This window comes from Bradyrhizobium sp. 170 (assembly GCF_023101085.1).
In the GTDB taxonomy this organism is placed as follows: domain Bacteria; phylum Pseudomonadota; class Alphaproteobacteria; order Rhizobiales; family Xanthobacteraceae; genus Bradyrhizobium.
Genome location: NZ_CP064703.1, coordinates 3,098,216 through 3,114,579, shown reverse-complemented (window position 1 = coordinate 3,114,579; position 16,364 = coordinate 3,098,216). Strand labels below are relative to the sequence as shown.

The 16,364-nt window shown below is 63.9% G+C and carries 13 protein-coding genes; 3 read left to right on the top strand and 10 right to left on the bottom strand.

The annotated features are described in order from the left end of the window. A complete protein-coding gene (locus IVB05_RS14530; RefSeq protein WP_247785030.1) occupies window positions 1-858 on the bottom strand; it encodes an ABC transporter ATP-binding protein in 858 nt (285 codons plus the stop codon). Window positions 859-1,059: 201 nt separating this feature from the next. Between IVB05_RS14530 and IVB05_RS14525 the strand changes: the two genes are divergently transcribed. Beyond that, window positions 1,060-1,818, top strand: coding sequence for a GntR family transcriptional regulator (locus IVB05_RS14525; protein WP_247785029.1), 759 nt, complete (start codon window positions 1,060-1,062; stop codon window positions 1,816-1,818). Window positions 1,819-1,922: 104 nt separating this feature from the next. Here IVB05_RS14525 and IVB05_RS14520 read toward each other — a convergent pair whose 3' ends face one another. Next, window positions 1,923-2,339, bottom strand: a complete 417-nt coding sequence (locus tag IVB05_RS14520; protein WP_247785028.1) for a nuclear transport factor 2 family protein — start codon at window positions 2,337-2,339, stop codon at window positions 1,923-1,925. Between the two features lie 154 nt (window positions 2,340-2,493). Between IVB05_RS14520 and IVB05_RS14515 the strand changes: the two genes are divergently transcribed. Then, entirely contained in the window at window positions 2,494-3,735 is a 1,242-nt protein-coding gene (locus IVB05_RS14515) for an amidohydrolase family protein (protein WP_247785027.1), read from the top strand. A gap of 203 nt (window positions 3,736-3,938) precedes the next feature. Beyond that, entirely contained in the window at window positions 3,939-5,153 is a 1,215-nt protein-coding gene (locus IVB05_RS14510) for a mandelate racemase/muconate lactonizing enzyme family protein (protein ID WP_247785026.1), read from the top strand. Window positions 5,154-5,273: 120 nt separating this feature from the next. On the opposite strand, the gene IVB05_RS14505 is transcribed toward IVB05_RS14510, so the two are convergent. The 8 genes from IVB05_RS14505 to IVB05_RS14470 form a co-directional block, all read right to left on the bottom strand. Next, window positions 5,274-6,506: an ABC transporter substrate-binding protein gene (locus tag IVB05_RS14505; RefSeq protein ID WP_247785025.1), complete on the bottom strand. Its 1,233-nt coding sequence runs from the start codon at window positions 6,504-6,506 to the stop codon at window positions 5,274-5,276. 204 nt (window positions 6,507-6,710) lie between these two features. Then, complete coding sequence (locus tag IVB05_RS14500) at window positions 6,711-8,756, bottom strand: hydantoinase/oxoprolinase family protein (protein WP_247785024.1); 2,046 nt, start codon at window positions 8,754-8,756, stop codon at window positions 6,711-6,713. Further along, entirely contained in the window at window positions 8,753-10,420 is a 1,668-nt protein-coding gene (locus IVB05_RS14495; RefSeq protein WP_247785023.1) for a hydantoinase B/oxoprolinase family protein, read from the bottom strand. Before IVB05_RS14495 ends, IVB05_RS14500 begins: the two co-directional genes overlap by 4 nt. Before the next feature lie 142 nt (window positions 10,421-10,562). Further along, a complete protein-coding gene (locus tag IVB05_RS14490) occupies window positions 10,563-11,879 on the bottom strand; it encodes an aspartate aminotransferase family protein (protein ID WP_247785022.1) in 1,317 nt (438 codons plus the stop codon). Window positions 11,880-11,976: 97 nt separating this feature from the next. Continuing rightward, window positions 11,977-13,209 (bottom strand): MFS transporter, encoded by a 1,233-nt coding sequence (locus tag IVB05_RS14485; protein WP_247785021.1) that lies wholly within the window; start codon window positions 13,207-13,209, stop codon window positions 11,977-11,979. Between the two features lie 79 nt (window positions 13,210-13,288). Next, window positions 13,289-14,134, bottom strand: a complete 846-nt coding sequence (locus IVB05_RS14480) for a CmcJ/NvfI family oxidoreductase (protein ID WP_247785020.1) — start codon at window positions 14,132-14,134, stop codon at window positions 13,289-13,291. A 187-nt stretch (window positions 14,135-14,321) separates the two neighbouring features. Beyond that, complete coding sequence (locus IVB05_RS14475; protein WP_247785019.1) at window positions 14,322-15,263, bottom strand: ABC transporter substrate-binding protein; 942 nt, start codon at window positions 15,261-15,263, stop codon at window positions 14,322-14,324. Next, window positions 15,260-16,360, bottom strand: a complete 1,101-nt coding sequence (locus IVB05_RS14470; RefSeq protein ID WP_247785018.1) for an LLM class flavin-dependent oxidoreductase — start codon at window positions 16,358-16,360, stop codon at window positions 15,260-15,262. The genes IVB05_RS14475 and IVB05_RS14470 overlap by 4 nt, the downstream gene beginning before the upstream one ends. Between the last annotated feature and the right edge of the window lie 4 nt (window positions 16,361-16,364).

The following is a 16,364-nucleotide window of genomic DNA, read 5'->3' as shown; positions in this document are numbered from 1 at the left end:
TCAGGCCGCTCCCTGTGCTGACGCGGTTCTGGCATCGACGATGAACGCGCGCAGCTTCTGGTTCAGCGCCACAAAGTCCGGCTCGAAGGTCATCGCGACCGTGCGCGGGCGGGCGAAGGTGACGTGGCTGTCGTCGAGGATGCGGCCGGGGCGCGCGCTCATCACGCAGATGCGGCTGCCGAGAAACGCCGCCTCGCGCAGATCGTGCGTCACCAGCAGCACGGTCGGCCGGTGGGCGATCCAGAGATCCTGAAGGATCGACCACAGCTCTTCCCGCGTGAACTGATCGAGCGCGCCAAAGGGCTCGTCAAGCAGCAGCATGCGTGGCTCATGGATCAGTGCGCGGCACAGATTGGCGCGCTGAAGCATGCCGCCGGAGAGCTGCCAGGGGTAGCGGTTGCCAAAACCCTTGAGGCCGACCTGCTCCAACAGCGCATTGGCCTTGTCGCGGAATTTGGTCTTGCGCAGCTTGCGGAACTGCGAGCGAAACGGTTCGACGATCTTGAGCGGCAGCATGATGTTCCGCTCGATCGTCATCCAGGGCAGCATGGTCGGGTTCTGGAACGCCATGCCGACGCGGAGCGCCCGCGCCGCTACTTCCCGGCCGCCGACGATGACCACGCCGGTGGATGGCTGCACCAGCCCGCTCACCAGCCGCAGGATGGTGGACTTGCCGCATCCGGACGGCCCGACGAGAGCGACGAACTCGCCATCGGCGATCCGCAGCGTCGTCGTGGCAAGGGCTGGCACCGCGCGGGCGCCGCGGCCGAAGGTGACCGAGGCCTCGGAGAGTTCGATGGCAATGGGTGCGGCAGAAGCCGGAACCGGCGAGCCCTGGAATTCAGAATGTGGTTGCATGCGCATCATGGCTGGAAGTGCATGCAAGCCGAATGCCAGCAAAACTTGCCTTGGAAATCAAGGGGATCGCAAATGACCGCCGAAACTGCCGGATTCCTTTTGTGCAATCCAGCCCTCAAACTGCATGCAATTGAGGCGCTCGATCCGTGCACAATTGTGATAAGAGAGCGCCATTCGAAGCACACGTTTAAGGATTCGCCGATGGCGCCCCGCGCCGCCAGCAAAACCGCTGAATCGTCCGACAAGGTCGGCGTGATCTGCCGCGCGCTTCGCCGCGCCATCATCGAGCAGGCGCTGGAGCCCGGCGCGAAACTGCCGGAGGATTCGCTTGGAGAAAGGTTCGGCGTCAGCCGCACCATCGCCCGCCATGCGCTGGGCCAACTGGCCGCGGAAGGCCTCGTCGAGCTTCGCCGCAACCGGATTGCTGTCGTGGCGACGCCGAGCTGGCAAGAGGCGCGCGATGCCTTTGATATCCGGATCGAACTCGAACGGCTGGTGGTGCGGCAACTTGCCGGCAAGCTGACCAAGAGCCAGGTCGCGGAACTCAATACCCATGTCGACGCCGAGGACCGCGCCCGTGACGGTACGGACGCGGTGTCGATCCGGCTCGCGACGGAATTTCACATCCTGCTCGCCAATATGACGAACAGCCCGATCCTGGTGCGCTACGTCAGCGAGGTTGCCTACCGCTGCTGCCTGACGCTGTCGCTGTACAGCCGCCCGCATTCGTCGGAATGCGCGATCAACGAGCATCGCGCGATTATTGCAGCGCTCGTCAAGGGCGACGAGAGCAAGGTGATGAGCCTGATGCACAGCCATCTGGATTCGGTGGCAAATCGCGCGCTGGTGGCCCCTGCCCCGCAGCGCGGCCGGGATTTGCTGGATATTCTGGCGCCCTATGCGGACGAGGCGGATAGTGCCCGCGTGGTGAAACTGCCGAAGGTGGTCAGAGCGAGGTAGCCGAGGGCTCCGTCATTGCGAGCGCAGCGAAGCAATCCACATCTCCGCTTGCCGCACGATGGATTGCTTCGCTGCGCTCGCAATGACGGCTCTATCAGCAAGCCCTACGCCTCGATCCCCATCTGCACCAGAATGCGCTCGGCGCTGTCGTTCCAGACGTCCATCTTCACGATCTGGCCGCCCTTGACCACGAAGCGGTCGACGTAGCGGTTGCCTTCGAACGGCGTGCCGTCGATCCACTCGCCGTAGAGCGCGCCGATGCTGTAGACGACGGTCTCGTCCGCGCCGGGGCAGACGTCGAAACGGTCCATCTGCTTCTTGACCCAGCGATAGCGCCCCGCGTTGAAGCCGGTCGGCCCGCGCGGATGGTCGAACTCCCGGCCGCCGGTGAAGGTGATGATCGTGCCGGGCTTCATGTAGGCGGCCGCCGCCTCAGGATCCGGGATCATCGACGCGGTGAGATAGGCCTCGACCACCTCTGCATCAGACATTCCCTTGGGTTCGGCTTTCGCAACGGACATGGCAGTTTCTCCTGATGGATAATACTACAATCGGCCAGTCAAACTGCATGCACATATTTTGAACAATTGAGCCTCGAAACTGCACACAATCTGGAGCTGCCCGGCGCGCGCGCTTCCGCTAGGTTCGGGGCCAGCTCCAGCCCTGCCCGGACCCATGAACGCGAAAACGGCCTTCGACCTCATCTTCCGCAACGCCAGGACGCGGTCTGCCGCCACGACAGTCGATATCGGTGTCACTGGTGGGAGGATCACCGCCATCGAACCCCGGCTTGCCTGCGAAGCGGCCGAGATCGAGGTCGGCGGCAAACTCGCCCTGCCCGGGTTCGTCGACACGCATATTCACCTCGATAAGGCCTGCCTGCTCGGCCGTTGCGGGCATGACCATGGCAGCGTGGCGGAGGCCATCGCCGCGGTCGCGGCGATGAAGCGGGATTTCACGGTGGAAGACGTGTACGCGCGCGGCGCGCGGGTGATCGAGCGCGCCATCGTGCATGGCACCACGCGCATGCGCACCCATGTGGAAATCGATCCGCGCATCGCGCTGCGTGGTTTCGAAGCGGTCAAGGCGCTGAAGAGCGCCTATGCCTGGGCGCTCGATCTCTCGATCTGCGTGTTTCCGCAGGAAGGCCTGACCAACGATCCCGGCGCCGAGGAACTGCTGATCGCGGCGCTGCGCGGCGGCGGCGAAGCAATCGGCGGCTGTCCTTATATGGACACCGACCCGAACGCGCATCTCGAAAGAATTTTCGATCTGGCGCAGGAGTTCGACGTCGATATCGACCTACACCTCGACTTCGATCTCGATCCGTCGTGGTGGCATCTCGAAGAGGTCTGCCGGCAGACCGAGCGGCGTAACTACCAGGGTCGCGTCGCGATCGGTCATGCGACGAAATTGTCGGCGCTGCCGCCGGACCGGCTGAAGGCCGCCGCAGCCCGGCTGGCCAAATCGGGCGTCGCCGTGACCGTGCTGCCCGCGACCGATCTCTATCTGATGGGCCGCGACGCGACGCATAATGCGCCGCGGGGGCTGACGGTGGCGCACAAGCTCGTCGAAAACGGCGTCGTGTGTTCGGTCGCGACCAACAATGTGCTCAATCCCTTCACGCCGTTCGGCGATGCCTCACTGCTGCGGATGGCGAATTTCTACGCCAACGTCGCGCATGCCGGCGTCAGCGAATTCGACGCCTGCCTCGACCTCGTCACCGAGCTGCCGGCGCGGCTGATGAACCTAGGGGATTACGGTATCGCGCCGGGCAATCCCGCCGACTTGGTCGTCCTCGACACCGACAGCGGGCCGAACGCGATTGCAGAGCTGCCCGACATGCTGATGGGATTCAAGAACGGGCGGCAGGTGTTCGAGCGGCCGAAGCCGACGCTGTTTCGTCCGACGGGCTAGCCCGGCTGCATCCTTCGAGACGGCGCTTGCGCGCCTCAGGATGAGGTCTGAGATCCTCATGGTGAGGAGCGCGGCAACGCCGCGCTCCTCCGGGCGAACCATGCAGGCCGTGCCCTGCCTTATACGCTGCCCTGCAATTGACGGCCCCGCCAATCATTGTTGTTATCAGCCAACTACAACAACAAGCCCCGGGGCAGGAAACCATGAAAAAGGCCACTCAAGTAAGAAGCGTCGAAACGCTCGCCTGCGACGCCGGCTGGCGGAACTACCACTTCGTCAAGATCATGACCGAAGACGGCATCGTCGGCTGGAGCGAGTACGATGAGGGCTTTGGCGCACCCGGCGTGACCGCGGCGATCGAGCGCCTCGCGGCGCGCATTATCGGCAAGAACGCCTTCCAGCATGAGCGGATTTACGCCGAACTGTTTGCCGCAACGCGGCCGGCCGCCGGCGGCGTGGTGGCGCTGGCGCTTGGCGCCATCGAGAACGCGCTGCTCGACGTCAAGGCAAAGGCGCTGGGCGTGCCCTGCTACGAGCTGCTCGGCGGCAAGATACGCGACCGCATCCGGGTCTACTGGTCGCACTGCGCGACCTGGCGCATCAATCACCCCGACTGGTTCAAGCCGGCGATTACCGATCTCGACGGCGTGAAAGGAATCGGCCGCGAGGTGCGCGAAAAAGGCTTTACGGCGATGAAGACCAACATCTTCGTCTACACCGACGGCAAGCCGCAGGGCTGGCGGCCGGGCTTCGGCTCGCCGTTCGAGCCCGAGATCAACGTCGATCGCAAGGTGCTGCGAAACCTCTGCATGCATCTGGAAGCGATCCGCGACGGCGCCGGTCCCGATGTCGATTTGCTGCTCGACCTCAACTTCAACGCCAAGACGGAAGGCTACCTCAAGATTCTCCGCGCCATCAAGGACATGGATTTGTTCTGGGTGGAGATCGACACTTTTAATCCGCAGGCGCTGGGCTACATCCGCCGCCAGAGCCCGCACCCGGTCTCATCCTGCGAGACGCTGCTGGGCCTGCGCGAATTCCTGCCCTACTTCAACGAACAGGCGATGGATGTCGCCATCATCGACACGCCCTGGAACGGGATATGGCAATCAATGAAGATCGCCGCAGCCGCCGAGCACTTCGAGGTCAACGTCGCCCCGCATAATTTCTACGGCCACCTCTGCACCATGCAGAACGCGCATTTCTCCGCTGCCGTGCCGAATTTGCGCATCATGGAAATCGACATCGATCGCCTGGCGTGGGACCACGAACTGTTCACGCACGTGCCCGAGATCGTCGATGGTCATCTGGTGATGCCGGACCGCCCGGGCTGGGGCACCGAACCCAACGAGGAAGGCCTACGCGCCCATCCGCCGAAGAGCAAGGGCGGGCTGTTGAATTACGGGCAGAAGAAGTAGGTGTGCGGCCGCACGAAGACTTCGTAGGGTGGGCAAAGCGAAGCGTGCCCACCATTCCTGACAATGCGTGTGGATCGATGGTGGGCACGCTGCGCTTTGCCCACCCTACACCCTACACTCTCAATTATCATTCGGCCGGCTCGCGAACGCGCTCTCGATCACGTCGCCGATCGGCTGCCAGGAATTGCCGTCGAATTGCACCAGCCGCATCTGTTCGATCGGGTGGAAATCGGCCGGCCCGGTGTTGATCGCAATTCCCGGCAGCGCGACCGGACTCTGGTAATTCCTCAGCGACGCCGCCTGCCGCATGATGTTCTCGCGCGACAGGTCGTCGCCGCACTGGGTCAATACCTGGACCAGGGTTTCGGCGGCCGCGTAGCCGAAGATGGCGTAGCTATCGTCCTTGTCGCCGTCGGGATAATACTTGTCCATGAACGCGAGCCACCCCTTGATGGCGGGGTCTTCCTTCCAGGCGGCGTCGCTGGCGTCCTTCAGGAACGAGGTAGAGATCACGCCGACGGCGTTCTGAAGCCCCGCCGGCCTCAGCGCGTTGGCGATCGAAGCCGCCGCATTGACCAGCAGCAGGACGGGATGCCAATCCAGCTCGGCCGCCCTGCGGATGGCACGCGCCGAGATCGGCGGCGCGCAATTGAGCACGAGCACTTCAGCACCGGAGTTCTTGAGGATGTCAACCTGGGCATCGATGGACATGTCTGCATCGATGGCGATGTCGGCCACGATCATGTTGGCGGTGAGGCCGAGCCCCTCCTGCAATCCCCGGAACAGATCGCGGCCGAACTGATCGTTCTGCCACAGCACGGCGATCTTCTTGCTCGGATAGGCGGCCTGGATGTAGTTGGCATAAATCCGACCCTCGGCGCGGAAGGTCGGCTGCCAGCCCATCGTCCACGGAAATCGCTTCGGGTGCGCCCACTCCTCGTCGCCGGAAGCGACAAAGAGCTGCGGGATACTCCGCTCGTTGAGATAGGTTCGCGTCGCCAGATTGCTCGGCGTGCCGAACGATCCGAACATCAGGTGCACGCGCTCCTGCTCGACCAGTTCACTTGTGTGCTCGACCGCCGTTCTCGGATTTGAGCTGTCGTCGCGGGAGATGAACCTGATCTTGCGCCCATTGATCCCGCCGCGCTCGTTGATCATGTCGAAATAGGCGGCCTCCGCCCTGCCGATCGAAGCGAACGCGGCCAGCGGCCCGGTATAGGGCATGATGTTGCCGATGCGGATTTCAGTGTCGGTCACGCCGGCAGCTTGGCCTGGCTGCAGGGCGGCCGAAATCGAGGCCAACAACAATACGACGAAGAAGGCTGGTAGCAGCCATTTTATTCTTGTTTTCATCAGCGCGGCCTCGAACGCCAAGCTCGCGGGAGCTTGTGACGCCACCCAGCGGCCGCGATGATAGCGTGCAAAATCGGGTTATTGAAATCAAATGTTGGCCGCGTAGGGTGGGCAAAGGCGCTTAGCGCCGTGCCCACCATCGGTCAGCGTTGACGGAAAATGGTGGGCACGCTTCGCTTTGCCCACCCTACGAGCTTCATCGCATCAGCGCAGCGCGATATCCAGCCAGCCCAGCGCGTTGACCGTGACCCGATCGCCGGTGTCGATCAGTACCGTCGTGGTCTCGGCCTCGATGATCGCGGGACCAGTCAGGGCATGGCCGGGCCGCAGTTCGTCGAGCGAATAGACCGAAACTTCGCTCCAGTCGCCGAAGAAGGCCTGCCGCCGGCTGCGTGGCAAACAAACGCTCGACGCCGCGGCCTCCCGCGCGCCCTCGTCCTGCCGCGCGACTTCGCCGACGGCTGCCACGCGCGCGTTGACGAAGACCACTTCCTGGCCGCGCGAGGCGTAGGTGTATAATTCCTCGTGCCTGACGTGAAAACGGTCTTCGATCTGATCCACCAGGTTGGCGGCGTTCCAGTCGAGGCCGTCGAGCGAGACGTCGATTTCAAAGATCTGCTCGCCGTAGCGCATCTCGGCGGAGCGTTCGATTGCAATCTTTCCGTTGAACCATGAGCGCAGCCGGCCGGCGGCCTGCTGCTCCAGTCCGGCAAAGAGCTCGCGCACTTCATCGGCGGTGATGCGGGCGCTAGCGCCATAATGCGTGCGGCTGACTTCGTAGCGGAGATCGCTGGTCAGCATGCCCCAGGCCGACAGCACCGAGGCCACCGTCGGCACGACGATGCGCTTGATTTCGAGTTCCCGCGCGACTTCCGCCGCGTGCAGGCCTGCGGCGCCGCCAAAACTCAGCAGCGCGAACTTTCGGGGATCGACGCCACGGCGCAGCGTCATCAGGCGGATGCCGTCGGCCATGTTCAGATTGATCATGCGATAGATGCCGGCGGCGGCTTCCACGCGTGACAGCTCCATGGACTTCGCGATGCGGTCGACGGCGGCTTCCGACGCTGCGCGATCGAGCGGGCGTTTTCCGCCCATGAAGGCGGCCGCATCGAGATAGCCGAGCACAACATTGGCGTCCGTGACGGTCGCGGCCAGCCCGCCATTGCCGTAGCAGGCCGGGCCCGGCAGCGAGCCCGCGCTTTCCGGCCCCACCCGCAACGTGCGGCTGGCATCGACGCTGGCGATCGAACCGCCGCCCGCCGCGATGCTCGCGATATCGAGGCTGCGCAGCGCGATGCGCTGGCCGGCCAGCATCCCGTCGGCGGACAAGGACGCCTGCCCGCCTGAGATCAGCGAGATGTCGGTAGAGGTGCCGCCCATGTCGAATGGCACCAGATCGGGAATACCGACGAGCTCAGAACAGCGCCTTCCGCCGGACATGCCGCCGGCGGGTCCGGACAATACGGTGCCTGCGGCGAGCCGCGAGGCTTCCTCGACGGGCGCCATGCCGCCATGCGACAGCACCACAAAGAGGCTGCCCTTGAACCCGGCCTCGGCGAGCCGCATTTCGAGATTTTTCAGATAGCGGCGCACGATCGGCTCGACATAGGCATTCACGATCGTGGTCGAGACACGCTCATATTCCTTGATCTGCGGCAGCACATCGCTGGAGCGCGAGATGCTGATGCCGGGCAGCGCCTGCGTCAGCCGCTCAACGGCGGCGAGTTCATGCACGGGATTGAGATAGGAATGCAGAAAACACACGGCGACCGAGGTCGCGCCTGACTGCTTGATGGCGGCAATCGCGTCGTCGAGCGATTTCGCATCCAGCGGAATCAGCACGTCGCCGCTGGCCTTCAGCCGCTCATTGACACCAAAACGCCGTTCGCGCGGCGCCAAGGGCTCCGGCGGCGGCGAGCGCAGGTCATAGCGATCGGGCTTGAGACCCTCGCGCATCTCGATGACGTCACGATGGCCTTCCGTGGTGAGCAGCGCGACTTTTGCGCCCTTGCGCTCCAGCAGCGCGTTGGTCGCGACCGTGGTGCCATGAACCAGCCGGTCAGTCGCCGTGAGCATTTCCGCGCGCGTGACGTTCAAGCGCCGCGCCAGTTCATCGAGCCCTGCCATCACGCCGAGCGACTGATCCGCCGGGGTCGATGGCGATTTCGCGAATACCGTTCGCCCGCTCTCATCGGTGGCCACGAGATCGGTGTAGGTTCCGCCGACGTCAACGCCTATCCTGAACATCATGAGGACGCCTGCTCCGCTGCGGCGTCCGTCAGGCCCTGCTCGCGGTCGCGCCGGCGCGCCTCGGCCGATCGTTTTGCAGGCGGTCCCCAGCCGCCACCACCGGAGGAGCGTATCTCGAGACAATCGCCAGGGCGCAGCTCGATGCCGACTTCCTTCGTGCGCAACACGCGCGGCTCGCGGCCTTCGGACAACAAGCGATAGTGATGCGGCTTGCCGTCCTCGCCGCCGAGCATGCCGCAGGGGCCATGCCGCGCGCCATCGCCTGCGGTGTTTCCTTTTGCGATCTTCTGGGTTTCCAGCACCAGATCGAGAGAGACCCCGAGGCCGCCGCGATGCTGGCCGTCGCCGCCCGAGCCGGGGCGGAATTCATGCGTGCGGAAATGCAGGGGAAAGCGCACTTCGGCGACTTCGAGACTGCCGAACTTCAGCCCGCCGACGGAGTGCCATTCGCCGATCGACGACCAGCCGTCGCCGCCTGACGATGCGCCGCCGCCGGGACGCGCCTGGAACAGGTGCCAGATGAAGTTTTTTCCGGTGCGCGGGTCCTCGCCCTGGATCGCGATCCGGAACCTCCGGCTCCAGCCCGCCATCGCGCGCTCCGGGCACGACGCCGACAGCGCCTTCACGATGGCTTCCACGATTTCATTCGAGGGATGGCTGGTGCACAGCGTTACCGGCCGGCCCGGATCAGCCCACACCACCGTGCCCTGTTTTGCAACGACCTTCAGCGGTCGCAGCGCGCCCGTGTTTTTTGGGATCTCGGCGTCGATCAGATAGGCAAACGCCATCGCCACCGCCGCCTGCATATTGGCGTGCGAGGAGTTCACAAAGCTGGTGGATTGCGGGTCGGAGTCGGACAGGTCGATCTCGACGTCGCTGCCCTTCTTGGTCACCTTGGCGGCGATGCGGATGTCGGTGCGGCCATGGCCGTCATCGTCGAGAAACGCCTCGCCGTGGAAGACGCCGTCCTTCCAGGTCGAAACGACAGCCCTCGTCTGCTGCTCCGTCGCGTCGAGGATCGCTTCGACCGCCGCTTCGACGACAGGCGAGCCGAACTCGGCAAACAGCCGCGACAGCCGCCGCTCGCCGAGATGGGCCGCGCCGAGCATTGCGGCGAGGTCGCCGCGGAATTCGCGGGGGTTGCGAATGTTCAGCGCCAGGAGATCGAGCAGGTCGTCGCGCAGCTTGCCGGCTTCATAGAGCTTGATCGGCGGGACGCGCAGGCCTTCCTGATAGATCTCGGTGGCGGCGGGATTATAGGCGCCATGGGTGGCGCCGCCGATATCGCTCTGATGCGCGCGCACGATGGTCCAGAGCAGACGCTTGCCGCCGGCGAAGACCGGGACGAAGGCGGTGAGATCAGGCAGATGGCTGCCGCCGTGATAGGGATCGTTGAGCAGGATGACGTCGCCCGACTTGACATCCTTGAACCGTTCCTCGACCGCGAGCGTCGCCCATGGCAGCGCGCCGACATGAACCGGCAGATGATCGGCCTGCGCGATCAGCCTTCCGCCGGTGTCGCAGATCGCCAGCGAAAAATCGCGGCTGGAATTGAGGATCTGCGAATAGGAGGTGCGAAGCATGGCTTCGCCCATCTCTTTCACGATCGAACTGAGGCGGTGCTGGACGACGGAGCGCGTGATGGGATCGATCTTGGCGGACATTCGGTGCCGTTGTTATTCGTTTCGTAGGATGGGCAGAGCCCTTGCGAAACCCATCACTATCATGCGCTGGCGATGATGGGTATCCGCCTTCGCTCTTCGAGCCACGGCGGACAAGTCGCTCAATCCTGCACAATATCGTTGGTCACAGCGTGCCTGCGACTTCTTCAAGCGCGCCCGATGCCGCGTCGATGATCGCATGTATGTCGGCATCCGTCATCGGGGTCGACAATGCCATCAACCCGTTGCCCGCCGCCAGCACGCCGCAATTGAGAAATGCGCGATTGAAAACCGCCTGACGCCGCGCCTCCTCCTCGCTCAAATAGGCCGAACGATAATCGCGGACCGGTCGGTCGACAAAGTGAATCTTCAGTAGCGAGCCTAAGCCCACCGTACCGCCGGGCACGCCGTGGCGCTTGAACGCAGCGTCGATGCCGGAGCGAACCGTCTCGCCCATCGCATCAAGCCGCGCAAAGGCCGCAGCGTCTAGCAGCTCCATTGCAGCGATCCCCGCGCGCATCGTCACCGGATTGGCGGAGAACGTGCCGCCATGCGGCAGCGCCGGCTTGCCCGGGCGCGGATCGAACACGGCCATGACATCCCGGTGGCCGCCGATCGCGCCGACCGGAAAGCCGCCGCCGATGATTTTTCCGAGCGTGGTCAGATCAGGATCGATATTCCAGATGCGCTGCGCGCCGCGATAGCCGAGACGGAAGGTGATGACCTCATCGAAAATCAACAGCGCGCCGATCTCGCGCGTGACCTTTCGCAATGCCTTCAGATAGGCCCGGTCCGCCGGCGCGAGACCGGCACGGTTGGGCATGGGATCGACCAGCACACAGGCGAGCTCCCGCCCATGCTCGAGGATCAGGCTGACGGCCGCTTCGGTATCGTTGAAGGGAATGGTGATGACGTCGGCCAGCACATTCTCCGGCGTGCCCTTGGCGTAGGCGACCGAGACCGGGGCGTTGCGGCCCCAGGCTTCCGGTGTCGGATCGAGGCTCACCTCGGCGTAGTCATAGGAGCCGTGATAGGCGCCCTCGCATTTGGCGATCTTGGGGCGACCGGTATGCGCCCGCGCCGCCTTCAGCGCCATCATCACGGCCTCGGTGCCGGAATTGGCAAACCTGACCTGTTCGACCGACGGCAAACGCGACACCAGAAGTTCAGCGAGATCTACCTCGGACGCGGTCGGAAGACCGAACGCTGAGCCCAGCGCGAGCTGTGCCGTCGCTGCCTTGATCAATGCGGGATGGGCGTGGCCGTGGATCTGCGACGTAAAATTGTTGATGCAGTCGATATAGACGTTGCCGTCGAGATCCCAGACCCGGCAGCCCTCGCCGCGCGCGGCGTAGATCGGATACGGCTTCATGAACACGGTGGTGCGGGTGTTGCCACCCGGCAGGCTCGCCAGCGCGCGGTCGTACATTTTTTGCGAGGACGAGTTCGGATCCGGGTACATGCGCGCTCCTTGAACCTCATCGTAGGATGGCTGGAGCGTAAGCGATACCCATCATCTCTCAAACTGGCATGATGGGTATCGCTGCGCTCGACCTATCCTACGTGTATATCAAAAACACAATCGTCCCGATGATCAAGGTCGCGGCCATGAATAGCAGCACTGCGGGCAGGCCAAAGATCGTTGCCACTACGCCTGTCGCTGATTGCATCAGCGCGGTCCCGAGGAAGAACGCAAGGTTGATGGCCGACAGCGCCTTGCCGGCATTCTGCGCGCCGGCCAGTTGTTGTGTCATGCCGAAGAGCAGCGGCTGCGCCGAGATGGCAAGGCCGATCAGCACCAGGAGCACGCCGTCAAATAGCGGCGGCAACGCGGTCACCCCGAACAGTTCCGACAGCGGATAATGCGGCGCGCCGGCGGCCATCAGGACGAGCAACAAGGCCACGAGGGAATGGGTAGCGGCGAGCAGCTCGCGGCGGTGGCCGATGCTGCGATCGAGAATTCCCATCAGCACCGGTCCGGCGATCAACGCGAGCGTAAACAGGCCAAGCGCATTGCCTGCCTCGATGCGGCCAAGCGCCTTGATCTCCATCAGCCACGGACCTCCCCACAATCCGCGCAACACCAGCGTGGCCGCCAGCGACACCAGCGCCAGCGCGATCAAGCCGCGAAGCTGATACGACAGGCCGATTCGAAGGACCTCAGCCATTTGCGACAGCGGCGAGGAATTATCCGCGTGCGCCGCCGGCTGTTTCGGAACCAGTGCAAACACGGCCATCGCCACCACGGCGCCGAAGCCCGCCGAGATCCAGAATCCCGCGCGCCACCCCCAGAGTTCGACGACAAAGGCCAGCGGGCTCGCCGACAGCAGCATGCCGATATTGCCGATCGACAGGATGATCCCCGACCACAGGCCGAACCGCGCCGCCGACATCTGCTTGGCAGCCAGTGTCATCGGACACATCAGCATGCCCGAGGTGGCGACGCCGAGCAGGAATTGCCCGAACACAAAACTCTCCGGCCCGGTGGCGAGCCCCGACGCCAGCGCGCCGACGATGGTTCCCATCAAGAGGCTCGGAGAAACCGGCCGGACGCCAAAACGATCCATCGCGGCGCCGACCGGAATTTGCGAGGCGGCGAAGGCGAAATGATAGATCGAGGTGAGGCTCGCCAGCGTCTGCGGGGCGGTGCGGAAGTCAGCCGCCATCACGTCGAGGCTGATGGCCGGAATGGTCCGCAGCAGCGTCGACAGCATGTGGCCGCAGGCCAGCGCCAGAAGCGCAAAAATCAGTGCGCGGATGTTAATCCCCGCGTCATCGGCCTTGCCGTCCATGAACTGTCTCGCCCCGAAACTGCTTCAGGGCGAGTTATCACCAATAGGGTGGGAACGCGAATCCGGCTGATCGCGACGATCAGTTCCGGTGGAACACCAGTGTCCGCAGCTCAATGCTTTCACGCGGGACTGCGTCGGCCGGTGTGGTCGGATCGGTGAAGGCGGTATGCGGTCCGAACCGCGTGCGGCCGTCGGTTGCGGAATCGTAGCACTTCAGCAGCAGCGCCTCGTCGGTCCGCATTTCCGGGATGTAGTACCAGCGATGGTTCGGATTGTATTTTACGGAATAGGTCTCGCCGCTGCGGTTCGGATAGATCAGGTCGGAGGCGACGAGATCGCCCGGCTCGATCGTCTGGCCGTCGCACATCGCAAGCGGCGTATCGCGCAGCGGCCCGCGGATCGGCCGCCAGACATTGATGACCTGCACGCGTCCCTTCAGAAGCTCCTCGGCCTCGGCGGGCAGATGTTCGCGAACGCGGTTGGCGCCTGATTTATCCGTCTGGTCGACATGGACCCGCGTGGCCGGCTGGCGCGGCCCGGCGCCCCTGACATCCGCGGCGCCATCGACGCGCCTGCGCACGGTGTGATCGAAGATGACGACGCGGTCGGCCTTCAGCGTCGCCTTCAGGAAGGCTTCCACGGCGGGATAATAGACGCCTTTCACTTCCTTATCGTCGTAAAAATTCTTGACGATCGTGGGATGGCGGACCAGCGCGAAACCTTCACGGTCCAGCGAGAGGTTGCCGGCGATCAGGCGCGCGTCGAAGATCGGGACATTGTGCGGTTCGGGCAGCGCAGTGGATTTGGGTTCGCCCGGCGGCGGGTCGAAGGCGTAGGTACGGGGCTTTCCCGGGGTCGGCGCAAGATAGTTCAGCTCGGCCGTCACGAAGGGAAGCGATTCGAGTTTTGCTTGTTGCAGGCCCATGGTGCTGGACTCCATTGTTTGTTCTGTTTGATCTTGGTCCGCCTGCCGGTCACCACAAGACGCTTTCGAAAATAGCAAGTTTGTCATTCCCAACCGCGGAAAACGGGAAAAATCCTTGTCTGAAGCGCCACCCGAACCGCATGGTATTTCCGGCCTTCACGCGTTCGTCATTGCGCGGGAGCGGCCGTTACAGGCCGGCCCCCTTGCCAATCGCCTCGGAAAACGTCCGGTCGACGATATCGGCCGCCTTGAGATTCTGCTTGATGAGCCCCGAGCGGAAATAGAGATCGATGGTCTTCTGCTCGTCGGCAATGACGCCGTCATCGATCGGTGTGATCTTGATCTTCGCCCGGGTCAGCCAGTTGAGCGGCACTGACGTTGGAATGTTCATCAGCTTGCCCCAGGTCTCGGCATAGCTGCTCACGTTCCCGGCGGACCATGCCCGCGCCGCGGCGAGACGGCGCACGAAATCCTCAAGCTCGGAGCGCTTGTCCCGGATGGCTGTGGGCGTCGCGACCTGAAAGCCCAGGCCGGGCGTGATGCCCTCCCCGGTGATGACGCGGCGGGATTTGAACAGCACCTCTTCCTGGCTGACATAAGGTTCCCAGGTCGACCACGCATCGACCGAGCCCTGCGTGTAGGCGACCTTGGCATCCGACGGCGCGAGGAATGCGATCTGGACATCATCCGACTTCCATCCCCTCGCCTCCAGTGCGGCAAGGATCAACTGGTGGCCGATCGAGCCACGGCCGGTGGCGATCTTCTTGCCGCGCAGATCGTCGAAACTGTTGATCGGCGACTGCTCCGGCACCAGCACCGCGAGCCCGTCTCGCGACTGTCGGACCGCGGCGATCGCCTTCACCGGCACGTTGGCAGCGGCGGCGAAGGTGAACGGCGCGTCGCCGACCAGACCGGTTTCGATCGCGCCGGCACCCAGTGCTTCCAGAAGCGGCGCTGCGGCGGGAAATTCCTTCCACTCAATCTTGTAGGGAACGTCCTTCAACACGCCCGCCGCCTCCATCACGGCCTGCGAATTGCCTTTCTGGTCGCCGACCCGAAGCGTGGCCTGCGCGGAAGCGATGATGGCGGAGCCGAGCAACAGCCCGGCAGCAAGCGTGAGACGGATCATTGCGCGGCTACCCCATGCGTCGACTGGCGTTCGGCAATGAGTTTTCGCGTCAGCGGAATGAGCTCGCGGCCATATTCAATGGCATCGATCAGGGGATCGAAGCCGCGGATGAGGAAATGGCTGATGCCGAGATCGTAATAATCGCCGAACACTTCAGCCACCTGCTCGGGCGTGCCGACCAGCGCCGTGGTGTTGCTGTTCGCACCGGTCAATTTGGCGATCTCGGTCCACAGCCGCTTGTCGATCCGCGTGCCCTGCTCCGCCAGCGCCAGCAGACGCCGCGCGCCGGCGGTCGCATGACCGTCGGCCGGTTTGCGATAGCCGGTCTCGTCCTGCAGCGCCGTGGCGCGGGCGAGAATATCATTGGCTTTGGCCCAGGCCTTTTCTTCGGTCTCGGCCAGGATCGGCCGCACCGACAGGCTGAAGCGTGGCGTCGGCCGGCCGTATCTCGCGGCCGCGGCACGCACGCGGGCGGTGACGTCGCGAACCTGCGCATAGGATTCGCCCCACAGCGCAAAGGTGTCAGCGTGTTTGGCGGCCACCTTGATGGCCGCATCCGAGCCGCCGCCGACGAACGTATAGATCCCGCCGGGATGTGAGGGCTTCACTTGCGAAAAGCCCTTCTCGACCTTGTAATATTTCCCGTCGTAATCGAACGGCTTCTCACTGCTCCATTCGGCGCGGACGATGTCGAGGAACTCGCTGGTCCGCGCGTATCGCTCATCCTTGTCGTCGAGCGTGTTGCCATCCTGGCGCAATTCACTGGCGTTGCCGCCGGTGATGACGTGAAGCGATACGCGGCCGCCGGAAAGCTGGTCGAGGGTGGCGAGCTGGCGCGCCAGCAGCGTCGGCGCCGTGAAGCCCGGCCGCTGCGCGATCATGACCTTGAGTTTTCTGGTGATGCCGAGCACGTGCTGGCCGATCTGCAGCGCATCGGGCGTAGTCGAATGAAACGCCAGCAGCGCGCGGTCGAAGCCGGCAAGCTCGTGCGCTTTGGCCACCGTCTCGATGTGCGTTGGATCGAGGACGGGACCGGACCGCACGATGGTCTCGGAGGAATTGTTGTTCGAGATGAATCCGATGAACTCGACGGACATGATA

Bases quoted from the DNA above. Each gene is read 5' to 3' on its own strand.
- IVB05_RS14530 (WP_247785030.1), bottom strand. From the start codon at position 858: ATGCAACCACATTCTGAATTCCAGGGCTCGCCGGTTCCGGCTTCTGCC.
- IVB05_RS14525 (WP_247785029.1), top strand. From the start codon at position 1,060: ATGGCGCCCCGCGCCGCCAGCAAAACCGCTGAATCGTCCGACAAGGTC.
- IVB05_RS14520 (WP_247785028.1), bottom strand. From the start codon at position 2,339: ATGTCCGTTGCGAAAGCCGAACCCAAGGGAATGTCTGATGCAGAGGTG.
- IVB05_RS14515 (WP_247785027.1), top strand. From the start codon at position 2,494: ATGAACGCGAAAACGGCCTTCGACCTCATCTTCCGCAACGCCAGGACG.
- IVB05_RS14510 (WP_247785026.1), top strand. From the start codon at position 3,939: ATGAAAAAGGCCACTCAAGTAAGAAGCGTCGAAACGCTCGCCTGCGAC.
- IVB05_RS14505 (WP_247785025.1), bottom strand. From the start codon at position 6,506: ATGAAAACAAGAATAAAATGGCTGCTACCAGCCTTCTTCGTCGTATTG.
- IVB05_RS14500 (WP_247785024.1), bottom strand. From the start codon at position 8,756: ATGATGTTCAGGATAGGCGTTGACGTCGGCGGAACCTACACCGATCTC.
- IVB05_RS14495 (WP_247785023.1), bottom strand. From the start codon at position 10,420: ATGTCCGCCAAGATCGATCCCATCACGCGCTCCGTCGTCCAGCACCGC.
- IVB05_RS14490 (WP_247785022.1), bottom strand. From the start codon at position 11,879: ATGTACCCGGATCCGAACTCGTCCTCGCAAAAAATGTACGACCGCGCG.
- IVB05_RS14485 (WP_247785021.1), bottom strand. From the start codon at position 13,209: ATGGACGGCAAGGCCGATGACGCGGGGATTAACATCCGCGCACTGATT.
- IVB05_RS14480 (WP_247785020.1), bottom strand. From the start codon at position 14,134: ATGGGCCTGCAACAAGCAAAACTCGAATCGCTTCCCTTCGTGACGGCC.
- IVB05_RS14475 (WP_247785019.1), bottom strand. From the start codon at position 15,263: ATGATCCGTCTCACGCTTGCTGCCGGGCTGTTGCTCGGCTCCGCCATC.
- IVB05_RS14470 (WP_247785018.1), bottom strand. From the start codon at position 16,360: ATGTCCGTCGAGTTCATCGGATTCATCTCGAACAACAATTCCTCCGAG.